Raw genomic sequence first — 11,786 nt, 5'->3', positions numbered from 1 at the left:
TCGAGCGTCCTCCGCTCCATTTCACTTCGTTTTTAAACTTTTTTCAAACTGAAAAACACGAACTTTTATGTATATTAACTATACAAAAGTTCGTGTTTATTATTAGTTGAAATGCTTTTGTCACAGCCTCTTTCTGCTTGTTTAATTTGATTAAAAGAAAGGAATAAAAGCCAGTGCAGCGATTAATCCTAAAGAAACTCCTACAGCTGCTGCTCCCCAGCCCCAGCCCCAACCCCAGCCAGGTCTATAACCACGTCTATACCCATATCCAAATCCACCATAATTTCTTCTGTTTCCTCCAATTGGTCTAATATAGACTTTATTTGGTGTAACTCTTTCAATTACTCCAGTATGAATCTCTCCACTATGAGTACGGATACGAACACATCTTCCTACACCTCTAGAACATTGATGATAAAAATTATTACCAGACATCTATCACACCTCCAACGTTAATCTCTAATATCCTATGTACAAGTCTAAAAAAAGTATGGACAACTATCTTGTAGAAGGTGCGGATATTTCAGCAAAATCTTTAATAAACATATTAAATGAAAATATTCTACTTATTAATTGCATATTTGTTACTAAAAAAGGTTATGTATGAAAAGAAAAGCTTACATATTCCAAAAAAAAACGCAAATAATTTAAAAATAATTTCTTAAGTAGCAGAATGAAAAATAAGTAAAGTAAAAAGGAGTTTTTAATATGTTAGAAGCAGCCATGTGGGGGGCAATTGCTAGCTCTTCATTGCTTGCAGGTTCTGTCATAGGATTATTTCTTTCCATTCCAAAAAGAATTATTGCCTATTTTATGGCTTTAGGAACAGGTATTTTAATAGGTGCCTCTTCTTTTGAACTTTTAATTGAAGCTGTAAATAAAAGTGGTATGTTTACTACTGCTATCGCTTTTTTAGCAGGAGCATGTTTATTTACCATTATTGAAATTTTCCTTTATCGAAAAGGCGGATCTAATCGAAAACGATCACATAAAAATCCAGAGGGACATTCAGGTTTAGCGATTTTTGTCGGTACTTTAATGGATGCTATTCCAGAATCCATGATTATCGGTCTTAGCTTGTTATATACACAAAAAGTGGATCTCCTATTTTTAATAGCAATTTTCATCAGTAACTTTCCAGAATCTTTATCTTCCACAGTAGGATTAAAAAAAGATCAATATTCACATAAAAAAATATTAATGCTTTGGAGTAGTGTGATTGTCATTTCTGCTATTAGTAGCTCAGTTGGGTATTTATTTTTAGAAAATGCTTCCCCTACTATGCTTTCAAGCATTCAGTCATTTGGGGCTGGTGGATTAATTGCGATGGTTTGCTCAACTATGTTGCCAGAAGCATTTGAGCAAGGAGGACCTACCGTAGGATTTGTTGCATGTGTAGGATTAATTTTTTCATTAAGCATGAGTCATATTGGATAGCGGCTGCCGAAAAACATGCTATGTTTTTCGGCAGTTTTACTAGAGGTAAATATAATTAGTATTACTTTGCAATAGATCTTGATGTAGTTACATGTAAAGCAGGATCTTTTGCTTTTCCTTTTTTCTTAGGAAAAATATATAAGTTTAGTGCACCTACAAAGAATGCCCCTCCAACAATATTACCAATCGTAACTGGGATGAGATTGTGCAATGCATTTGCAACGGTAATTGTTTCTGGATGAGGAACAATTAGAGAAATGGCGAAAAGAGCCATATTTGCAACACTATGCTCATAACCTGAAATCATAAAGGAAAATACAATTAATAATGTTGCAATTATTTTCCCGACATCTCCTTTAATATTCATTGGTATCCAAATAGCTAAACAAACTAACCAGTTACAAAGGATTCCTCTAATAAACAATTCTAGTGTTGTAGCACTCATTTTTGAATTGGCTACATCCATAAGCCAAGTTGTTTTGGGAGCTAAGCTAAATAATCCAGAATAATAGATTAATAAAGCAAAAAATAGCGCGCCAACTAAATTACCAAAATACGTAGTAACCCAATTATAAATGGTATCCTTCCAACTTGTTGCTCCAGACAAGGTGCTCATTGCAAAAGCCATGGTGTTGCCAGTAAATAATTCACCTCCACCATAGGAAATAAGTACAAGAGCCATACCAAAAAATAAACTAGTCATCATGTATGTTGCAGGTGAATGAACATCAAAAAAGGGTTGTGCTAAACGATAACATAGCATTAAAGCAAATCCGATATATATTCCTGCTAAAATTGCTTTTACAAAATAACGGAAAAAGGAATCATCAATTGTTTCTTTCTTTTTCATCGCATAGTTGATCGCTTTATCGATAGGGTGTATATCCATTGTAAAACCTTCCTTTCTGTATATAATAATTATACAAAAGGGAAAATGAATTACATTGTGAAAATATGAACATTTCTTAACAATTCATTTATTCCAAAAAGGCACACCCAATACTTTCAATATGATATGTACTTTTTGACCACATCCACTTACACAGCATAAGTTATCTTGATTAGTGTGTCGTGGTTGTTAATTTATTGTTCTGTTGAATGGCTACAGAAAACTGAGATCTTGGCTTTGTAAAGCTAATTTTGATACCGGATTTTTTCATTTTATTTACCAATTCAACTAGCTGTTTTTTAGCCATAGTAACTACTCCTTTACTTCTTATAATAGTTTTAGTGTACTAGAAATTTATGAAGAAATTATGAACAAATCATAAATAAATTTAGACATTATTCTTGTTATTTTAAAAATTTCTTAACCAAGATAATACGTTCTATATTATACATTCTATCCTTGGAAAGAAAACCCTTTATTTTTTGATTATTTTTTACCCTATCCACCTATTATGATAAACATGTTTCCTTTTTTCCATCAGACATATTACATATTTTTATATAAGAAATTCCTATACCGAACCTGGAAACTCTAAAACCAATTGCAATTAGACGCACTTCCTCTAAGAATATATTATTCCCTACTGTTATTTAAATAGATAGAATAGAACGAAAGAACAATTTGATATGTAAGCTTATGAAAATAATTCGCGCTTCTATTCTAAAAATGATATAATTTGAAGGATATTGTAGTTTGGAGGATTTTAAATGATAACAGTTACGAATGTAGGTCTTCGATATGGTGATCGTAAATTATTTGAAGATGTTAATATTAAATTTACACCAGGAAATTGCTATGGATTAATTGGAGCAAATGGTGCTGGAAAGTCCACTTTCCTAAAAATTCTTTCTGGTGAGCTAGAAGCACAATCTGGAAATGTTTCTTTAGGTCCTGGTGAAAGACTTGCTGTTTTAAAGCAGAACCACTTTGAATACGAAGAACATGAAGTGCTTAAAGTAGTAATTATGGGTCATGCAAGATTGTATGAAGTTATGCAGGAAAAAGATGCTATTTATATGAAAGAAAATTTCACAGATGAAGATGGTATGAAAGCAGCTGAGCTAGAAGGAGAATTCGCAGAACTTAATGGTTGGGAAGCCGAATCTGAGGCTGCCATTCTTTTAAAAGGTCTAGGAATTGGAGAAGAACTTCATTCTAAGACAATGGCTGAATTAAACGGTTCCGATAAAGTGAAGGTCTTACTTGCACAAGCTCTTTTCGGTGAACCAGATGTTCTTCTACTAGATGAGCCTACTAACCATCTTGATATAAATGCGATTAAGTGGTTAGAAGAATTTTTAATTAACTTTGAAAATACGGTAATTGTTGTGTCCCATGACAGACATTTCTTAAACAAAGTTTGTACCCATATTGCCGATTTAGATTTCAGCAGAATTCAAATTTATGTTGGTAACTATGATTTCTGGTATGAATCTAGTCAATTAGCAGCTAGAATGGCAAATGATGCAAACAAAAAGAAAGAAGAAAAAATCAAAGAGCTTCAAAACTTTATTGCTCGTTTTAGTGCAAATGCTTCTAAATCAAAACAGGCAACTTCTAGAAAGAAATTACTTGATAAAATTTCGTTAGATGACATTAAGCCATCTTCTAGAAAATATCCATATGTCGCCTTTACACCAGAGCGTGAAATCGGCAATGACTTATTAAGAGTTGAAAACTTATCAAAAACAATTGATGGAGTAAAAGTACTTGATAATGTAAGCTTTATTATGAATAAAGATGATAAAATTGCGCTTGTTGGTCCAAATGAAATTGCTAAAACCACTCTTTTCCGTATTTTAGCAGGCGAATTGGAGCCAGATAGCGGCACTTATAAATGGGGGGTTACCACTTCTCAAAGCTATTTCCCTGCTGAAAACTCAGAGTACTTTAGCAATGATGATGCTACACTCGTGGATTGGCTACGTCAATATTCTCCAAATGACCAAACAGAAAGCTTCTTAAGAGGATTTTTAGGTCGTATGCTATTTTCAGGTGAAGAAGTGTTGAAAAAGCCTAGTGTTTTATCAGGTGGAGAAAAAGTTCGTTGTATGTTATCTAAAATGATGCTAAGTGGAGCAAATGTACTTCTTTTAGATGAGCCCACAAACCACTTAGATTTAGAATCTATCACAGCTTTAAATAATGGTTTAATTAATTTTAAAGGTTCGTTGATCTTCACTTCTCATGACCACCAATTTGTATCTACAATCGCTAATCGTATTTTGGAAATTACGCCTAGTGGACTTGTTGATAAGCAAATGAATTATGATGAGTATTTAGAAGATGCCGATTTACAAAAAAATATAGCTGCTATGTATAAGTAATAAAAAAAACCGGGATTCCCGGTTTTTTTCTTATCCTCTAAAAGAATGTGAAATGCTCTTCTCTAATTTAGCTATTTACAAATGCCCTTGTTTCCCATACTGGTTATCTACTTTATATAAATACTCAGGTGATATAGACACTCGAAGCGCCGAATAGGATACGAGCGATTACATATTATATTTGCTATTTAGTTTATTCTGCCTATCGAGGTTACCGTCTAATTGCTCTTCTCTTCATATAAAAAAGAAAGAATAACGCTAACGGAATAATAAAGACGATTCCGGGAAATGAAGATTTCTTCTCTTCTCTTACAGCTTCTTCAGGAATATCTTCTTTAAATGTTTCCTCTGCTGGCAACACTTTTGCTAATTGTATCGATTGTAGAATATCGCCTTTGTCATTTTCAATCATTAATACACCACTTGAGGATACTTCTTCTTCCCCATTTGTCCGAGCAACTGTAATTTTCTCCTCTTTCGTTGTTTCATAAGTTGTCCCATTTACAAAAAAAGATTTTCCAGCAGGAATCACTTTATGTGTATATTGATTAAAACCAAAATCAAATAAATCCTCCGTATCATTATATACATCCCGCTTATAATTCCCTTTTAATACAATAGCTACTAGTTGTAGCTCTCCATTATCTGCTGTTGTTGCCAATGTTTGTTTCGACTCATTAACAAATCCGGTTTTTCCACCAGTAACCTTATCATATGGTCTAGACCCATTTACCATTTGATGATGACTAACTAAGGTCGTGTCCCAAGATAATCCATCCCACTTTAATTCATTTGTTCCAAATATCTCTCTAAACGTTTCATTTCGCATTGCATATTGCGTAATTAATGCTAAATCGTTAGCCGTTGTATAATGCTCTTTATGAAAAAGACCATTGGGATTTTTGAAGTTTGTGGAATGAACATTTACTTCTTCTTTTAAAAACTGATTTATATTCTTTTCAAAATTACTAATTGAACCATCAAGATATTCTGCAATAGCTACTGCTGCGTCATTTCCAGAATTAATTAACATTCCATCAAGCAAATGTCTTAATGTTACTTGTTCCCCTTTTTCTAAATAAACTCTTGTCCCTTCTGTTGAATATGCGTTGTCACTAACTGTAATGACATCATCCATATTACCTTTTTCTATTGCATAAATTGCTGTTGCTATTTTGGTTAAACTCGCAGGATACATTCTCTTATATCCATTCTTTTCATATAATACTGCTCCCGTATCACTATCTAATAAGAATGCCGCCTCGCTTACTAGTTCTGGTTCCCCATTTTCTTTTGCTTGACTTATTGTAGGAAGACATACTAGTAGTAATACGAAACAGATCGTGATGATTGTTTCTCTCATTTTCCCCCACCTATTATTTTTCTGTGTTTAAATACCATGACTATTGTACCAAATAAATTTAAATAATAAAGAACATCTATCATTTTGTCACAAAGTTGAAATCCTTTTGTATTTTAAACAATAAATATTGATCTATACGTAAAGGGTACTACTCACTTGTTAAGCCCCTTAGAATAGCTGTTGCATTTTTCTTGATCTTTTTACTGACTTCCATTAAGAGAAGGAATACTGCCATTAAAAATGGTAGGAGATAATAGCCGACACGATACAAAAATAGGACAATTAGCATCTGTTCTGACTCTACACCTAATGATTCAATCCCCCATAAAAATATTAATTCAAAAGAGCCCATTCCCCCTGGAATCATACTGATAATGCCTGTACAGGCAGCAACTAAAAATAACAAGAAGAAATCCCCGACAGAGACAGGAAGCGCAATTAGTTTTGCAATTAAAAATAAATAGGAAAACAAGAAAATCCATTCCATGAGCGACACACATATTAAACCAAGGATTTGTTCTCTTTCAAAAACAAAGTTATGTAATTTTACCTTCTGATAACTAACGACCAAAACAGGAAATATTAAGCCTACAACAATAATGCTAGCAAATATCCAAATATGTTCATCTATTAAATTTAATCTTTTACTATATAAGATAGCAATCCATGCCAAAATACTAATCCCTGTTAAATAAAATAAAGTTACAACAGCAATCCCTTTTAATAATTTCTTACGATCTGTTTCATATTGCTTGTAAAAAAAGTTTCGTAAAGCGATACCTATTAGTCCACCAAAACCAACTAAGTTAGAAATTGAATTGCTTATAAAAGAATATTTCCCTAATTCTACAAAGGGAATATCCTTCTTTAAATGCTTTGCAAGATAAAAATCGTAAAAAAACATTGGTAAGGTTGCCATGAACCCCCCTATCACAATATAAAACAAGCTCTGAATAGGGATTATCTGCAAGTATCCATATATAAGGTGTATATCTGTTGAAACAATCATATTCTTTATTTCTCGCACAACGATGATAAATAGGACAATTGGTAAGAGTATCTTAGCCATATTAATCCAGATTTTTTTCATACCGTTTGACATATTTACCACCTCTTACATGATGTTTGAATAATTCTATCCATTCTGACCTAGGATTAATCATATATTAAAAATATTAGTAAAGAAAAGGAAATTTTTAAAACTACTTTCTTTCTATCAATCGTTTATTTCTTATCAATAGTATGGTCAAAATGTAAATCACTATTCTATTAAAAGGAAAACTTCTCCTCTTCTCCAATTTTTACTGTATAAATTTTATACACCTTCACACTATTGTATAACAGTTTGATAAAATAACCAAAAAATTATATAACAGTTGTTTTCGATTTTTTTTACAACCCCTCCTTAACCATCTTTGCTTTTTCGTCTTAATCCCTTGATATTATTGATGTTCACATTTATGCCACAGAATATTCGCAAGATGTACACATTTATTGTGATAGTTATCACATAAAATCTGTTATAGTTAAAACAGAAAGAAAAAAGCTTTCTGTTATATATTTTTATTAAATCATGAGGTGATTATAATGGAAAAAGTAGAAACAACTAATTATTGGGAAGGCTTTAAAAAAGGTTCTTGGCAAAAAGAAGTAAATGTTCGTGACTTCATCTTAAAAAACTTTAAGCCGTATTTCGGAGATTCTACATTCTTATCTGGTCCAACATTAGAAACTACACAATTATGGGAACAAGTAATGGAATTAAGTAAATTAGAAAGAGAAAGAGGCGGTGTTTACGATTTAGATACTGATATCGTATCAACGATTACTTCTCACGGTCCTGGTTACTTAGATAAAGCAAAGGAAAAAGTTGTTGGTGTTCAGACAGATGAGCCTTTCAAACGTTCTTTCCAACCAAACGGTGGTATTAGAATGGCAGTTCAAGCTTGTGAATCTTATGGCTATAAAGCAGACGAAGAATTAGAAAAATTCTTTACCGAACACCGCAAAACTCACAATGCTGGAGTATTTGATGCCTATACTGATGAAATGAGATTAGCAAGAAAAGCTGCAATCATTACTGGTCTTCCAGATGCTTATGGCCGCGGAAGAATTATTGGTGACTATCGCCGTGTTGCACTATACGGAGTAGACTTCTTAATCAACGAAAAACAAAAAGATAAAAAAGCTACAAGCTCCGTTATGACAGAAGAAACTATCCGATTAAGAGAAGAACTTTCTGAACAAATTCGTGCATTAAACGAATTAAAAGAATTGGGAGCAAGCTACGGATTTGATTTATCAAAACCAGCAGCAAATGCTCAAGAAGCTTTCCAATGGGTATATCTTGGCTACCTTGCTGCAATTAAAGAACAAAACGGTGCAGCAATGAGCTTAGGACGTGTATCTACATTCTTAGATATTTATGTAGAAAGAGATTTGGAGAATGGCACCTTAACAGAAAAAGAAGCTCAAGAAATTGTCGATCACTTTATTATGAAGCTTCGTCTTGTAAAATTTGCTCGTACTCCTGACTATAACGAATTATTTAGTGGTGACCCAACATGGGTAACAGAATCTATTGGTGGTATGGCTAATGACGGAAGACCTTTAGTAACAAAGAACTCATTCCGCTTCCTTCATACATTAGACAATCTAGGACCTGCTCCAGAGCCAAACTTAACAGTTCTTTGGTCCACTCAGTTACCTGAAAACTTTAAAAAATTCTGTTCTCAAATGTCTATTCAAACGAGCGCTATCCAATATGAGAACGATGATATCATGAAACCTCAATGGGGAGATGATTACGGTATTGCGTGCTGTGTTTCCGCAATGGCAATCGGTAAGCAAATGCAGTTCTTCGGTGCACGTGCTAACCTTGCGAAATGTTTATTATATGCAATCAATGGTGGTAAAGACGAGAAATTTAAAATCCAAGTTGGTCCTAAATTTGCGCCAATAACTTCTGAATATCTAGACTACAAAGAAGTAAGTGAAAAATTCGATAATATGATGGAATGGTTAGCTGGACTATATATTAACACATTAAACGTTATCCATTATATGCATGACAAATACAGCTATGAAAGAATAGAAATGGCTCTTCACGACACAGAAATCCTTCGTACAATGGCTACAGGTATTGCAGGATTAAGCGTTGTAGCAGACTCATTAAGTGCAATTAAATATGCGAAAGTAAAAGTTATCAGAGACGAAAATGGTCTTGCTGTTGATTTTGAAACAGAAGGCGATTTCCCTAAATACGGAAACAATGATGATGCGGTTGATAGCATTGCGGTTGGTATTGTTGAAAGCTTTATGAAAAAATTACGTAAACATCAAACATATCGTAATTCTATGCATACTATGTCTATCTTAACAATCACTTCAAACGTTGTGTATGGTAAGAAAACTGGTAATACTCCAGATGGACGACGTGCAGGTGAACCATTTGCTCCAGGAGCTAACCCAATGCATGGACGTGATACAAAAGGAACTTTAGCTTCTCTATCTTCTGTAGCTAAATTACCTTACGATTACTCATTAGACGGAATTTCAAACACATTCTCTATTGTGCCGAAAGCATTAGGTAAAGAAGATGATATCCGTGTAAATAACTTAGTATCTATCCTTGATGGCTATGCAACAAAAGCGGGTCACCACTTAAATGTTAACGTATTTAACAGAGAAACATTATTAGATGCTATGGAACACCCAGAATTGTATCCACAATTAACTATCCGTGTATCTGGATATGCAGTAAACTTTATTAAATTAACACGTGAGCAACAACAAGACGTTATTAGTCGTACTTTCCACGAATCTATGTAATGTAAGTTTGGTCGAGGGATTATTCTTAATCCCTCTTCCCTACCTCTTACAGTATTACTTCGAAATTCCGTGGGTCTATTATAAGGAGGAATTAATCATGAACGGCAATATACATTCAATTGAAACATTTGGAACGGTAGATGGTCCTGGTATTCGCTATGTTGTGTTTACACAAGGCTGCTTACTTCGCTGCCAATTTTGTCATAACGCAGACACTTGGGAAATTGGTACTGGGAAACAAATGTCAGTTATGGACATTATGAATGATTTAAAAACATACCTTCCTTTTATCGAACCTTCTGGTGGAGGTATTACTGTAAGTGGCGGGGAGCCATTACTACAAATTCCATTTTTAATCGAGATATTTAAAGAATGTAAAAAACTCGGTATTCACACAACCATTGACTCTTCTGGCGGTTGCTATTCTAAAGCTCCCTTATTTCAAGAACAGTTAGACGAATTAATGAAATATACCGATTTAGTTTTACTCGATTTAAAACATATCGACCGTAGAAAACATATTAAACTAACAGGAATGGGCAATGATCATATATTAGATTTCGCTAAATATTTATCAAACAAAAAAATACCTATCTGGGTAAGACATGTATTAGTACCAACGATTAATGATACGGAAGAAGACCTAACAAGATTAAGTGATTTTATTGCCACATTAGAAAACGTAGAAAAAATCGATATTCTTCCTTACCACAAATTAGGTGTCTATAAATGGGAAACACTAGGACTAGAATATCCTCTACAAGGAATTGAACCACCTACCCAAGAATCTGTTGAGTTCGCTACTACTATTCTGAATAGAAGCATGTAGATAAAGCTTAAATAAAAGAGGCATGGTTTCACAGCATGAAACTGGACTAACCTAAAATAGTGAGACAATATAAAACACCTCCAAAATGGCAATACTTGAGATAAGTATTGTGACATTATTCGGAGGTGTTTTTGCGTGGGCAAAAAAACTGTATATACAAAAGAGATTAAATGGGCGGTAGTAAGAGATAAGCTTGAAGGAAAATTAACAACACGGGAAATTATGAACAAATACAAAATCAAAAATAAAACTCAAATTGAAACTTGGATGAGATGGTACAAAAATGGAGAAATGTATCGGTTTGATCAGCCAATTGGTAAACAATATACATTTGGGCATGGGCCCGATTCTTTAAGTAAGGACGAGCGAATAAGTAATCAACTAACTCACCTAAAAATGGAGAATGAAATTCTAAAAAAGTATATGGCGATGAGAAAGGAGTCGATAAAGGGCTAGTAGTACAATTGGTTGAACAATTTCGTGAAAAATATACCGTTACTTCCATTTTAAAAGTTTTAGGGATTCCACGTGCTAGCTATTATCGTTGGACTAAAGGGTTTGGTGAATATCGGAATGAACATGAAGAGTTAATTATTGAAATCTGTAAGGCTACTAAATATAGAAATGGTCATAGGAAAATTAGAGCTATTCTAAAGCGAGAACATCATATTCATCTTAATAGGAACACAGTTCAAAACATTATGCAGAAGCATCATTTGCAGTGTAAGGTGAAACCAAAACGCAAGTGGAAATCGCAGGGAGAAAGTGAAGTCATTGTACCTAATATTCTTAATCGTGATTTTAGTGCAAGTAAACCAAATGAGAAGTGGGTAACGGACATTACGTATATCCAGTATGGCAGCGAAACATTATATCTGTCTACGATTATGGATTTGTATAATAATGAAATCGTAGCTTATAAGATTTATAATCATCAACAAACGACATTAGTAATTGATACACTGCAGGATGCTTTGGATAAACGCAATCAGCCAGAAGGAGTTATTATACACTCCGATCAGGGGAGTGTGTATACATCGTATACTTTTC

The 11,786-nt window shown here is 33.6% G+C and carries 11 protein-coding genes; 6 read left to right on the top strand and 5 right to left on the bottom strand.

Annotated features, from left to right (window positions below; translation table 11 throughout):
* Positions 1 to 150 precede the first annotated feature (150 nt).
* Positions 151 to 435, bottom strand: a complete 285-nt coding sequence (locus ADJ83_RS23535) for a hypothetical protein (protein WP_031536554.1) — start codon at positions 433 to 435, stop codon at positions 151 to 153.
* 273 nt (positions 436 to 708) lie between these two features.
* Between ADJ83_RS23535 and ADJ83_RS23530 the strand changes: the two genes are divergently transcribed.
* A complete protein-coding gene (locus tag ADJ83_RS23530) occupies positions 709 to 1,437 on the top strand; it encodes a ZIP family metal transporter (RefSeq protein ID WP_031536555.1) in 729 nt (242 codons plus the stop codon).
* Between the two features lie 61 nt (positions 1,438 to 1,498).
* On the opposite strand, the gene ADJ83_RS23525 is transcribed toward ADJ83_RS23530, so the two are convergent.
* Positions 1,499 to 2,326: a formate/nitrite transporter family protein gene (locus tag ADJ83_RS23525; protein WP_031536556.1), complete on the bottom strand. Its 828-nt coding sequence runs from the start codon at positions 2,324 to 2,326 to the stop codon at positions 1,499 to 1,501.
* A gap of 172 nt (positions 2,327 to 2,498) precedes the next feature.
* A complete protein-coding gene (locus ADJ83_RS26635) occupies positions 2,499 to 2,633 on the bottom strand; it encodes a hypothetical protein (protein WP_268817967.1) in 135 nt (44 codons plus the stop codon).
* Between the two features lie 460 nt (positions 2,634 to 3,093).
* Between ADJ83_RS26635 and ADJ83_RS23520 the strand changes: the two genes are divergently transcribed.
* Positions 3,094 to 4,713 carry an ABC-F family ATP-binding cassette domain-containing protein gene (locus tag ADJ83_RS23520; RefSeq protein ID WP_031536557.1) on the top strand — a complete coding sequence of 540 codons (1,620 nt, stop codon included), beginning with the start codon at positions 3,094 to 3,096 and terminating at the stop codon, positions 4,711 to 4,713.
* A gap of 211 nt (positions 4,714 to 4,924) precedes the next feature.
* On the opposite strand, the gene ADJ83_RS23515 is transcribed toward ADJ83_RS23520, so the two are convergent.
* Both ADJ83_RS23515 and ADJ83_RS23510 read right to left on the bottom strand, forming a co-directional pair.
* On the bottom strand, positions 4,925 to 6,076 hold the full coding sequence (locus ADJ83_RS23515; RefSeq protein WP_031536558.1) for a D-alanyl-D-alanine carboxypeptidase family protein: 1,152 nt from the start codon (positions 6,074 to 6,076) through the stop codon (positions 4,925 to 4,927).
* 148 nt (positions 6,077 to 6,224) lie between these two features.
* A complete protein-coding gene (locus ADJ83_RS23510) occupies positions 6,225 to 7,178 on the bottom strand; it encodes a lysylphosphatidylglycerol synthase domain-containing protein (protein WP_031536559.1) in 954 nt (317 codons plus the stop codon).
* A gap of 485 nt (positions 7,179 to 7,663) precedes the next feature.
* Here ADJ83_RS23510 and pflB point away from each other — a divergent pair, with 485 nt between their 5' ends.
* The 4 genes from pflB to ADJ83_RS23490 form a co-directional block, all read left to right on the top strand.
* The gene (gene pflB, locus ADJ83_RS23505; protein ID WP_031536560.1) at positions 7,664 to 9,907 is read left to right on the top strand and encodes a formate C-acetyltransferase; all 2,244 of its coding nucleotides are present in this window, start codon (positions 7,664 to 7,666) and stop codon (positions 9,905 to 9,907) included.
* A gap of 97 nt (positions 9,908 to 10,004) precedes the next feature.
* Positions 10,005 to 10,736: a pyruvate formate-lyase-activating protein gene (pflA, locus tag ADJ83_RS23500; RefSeq protein WP_031536561.1), complete on the top strand. Its 732-nt coding sequence runs from the start codon at positions 10,005 to 10,007 to the stop codon at positions 10,734 to 10,736.
* Between the two features lie 135 nt (positions 10,737 to 10,871).
* The gene (locus tag ADJ83_RS23495; protein WP_016200952.1) at positions 10,872 to 11,192 is read left to right on the top strand and encodes a transposase; all 321 of its coding nucleotides are present in this window, start codon (positions 10,872 to 10,874) and stop codon (positions 11,190 to 11,192) included.
* 8 nt (positions 11,193 to 11,200) lie between these two features.
* On the top strand, positions 11,201 to 11,786 hold a 586-nt coding region (locus ADJ83_RS23490), incomplete at its 3' end, for an IS3 family transposase (protein WP_048717144.1).

Source organism: Bacillus sp. 522_BSPC (assembly GCF_001076885.1).
Taxonomy (GTDB): Bacteria; Bacillota; Bacilli; order Bacillales; family Cytobacillaceae; genus Niallia; species Niallia hominis.
This window is presented reverse-complemented; position numbering and strand designations above follow the sequence as displayed.

Bases quoted from the DNA above. Each gene is read 5' to 3' on its own strand.
- ADJ83_RS23535 (WP_031536554.1), bottom strand. From the start codon at position 435: ATGTCTGGTAATAATTTTTATCATCAATGTTCTAGAGGTGTAGGAAGA.
- ADJ83_RS23530 (WP_031536555.1), top strand. From the start codon at position 709: ATGTTAGAAGCAGCCATGTGGGGGGCAATTGCTAGCTCTTCATTGCTT.
- ADJ83_RS23525 (WP_031536556.1), bottom strand. From the start codon at position 2,326: ATGGATATACACCCTATCGATAAAGCGATCAACTATGCGATGAAAAAG.
- ADJ83_RS26635 (WP_268817967.1), bottom strand. From the start codon at position 2,633: ATGGCTAAAAAACAGCTAGTTGAATTGGTAAATAAAATGAAAAAATCC.
- ADJ83_RS23520 (WP_031536557.1), top strand. From the start codon at position 3,094: ATGATAACAGTTACGAATGTAGGTCTTCGATATGGTGATCGTAAATTA.
- ADJ83_RS23515 (WP_031536558.1), bottom strand. From the start codon at position 6,076: ATGAGAGAAACAATCATCACGATCTGTTTCGTATTACTACTAGTATGT.
- ADJ83_RS23510 (WP_031536559.1), bottom strand. From the start codon at position 7,178: ATGTCAAACGGTATGAAAAAAATCTGGATTAATATGGCTAAGATACTC.
- pflB (WP_031536560.1), top strand. From the start codon at position 7,664: ATGGAAAAAGTAGAAACAACTAATTATTGGGAAGGCTTTAAAAAAGGT.
- pflA (WP_031536561.1), top strand. From the start codon at position 10,005: ATGAACGGCAATATACATTCAATTGAAACATTTGGAACGGTAGATGGT.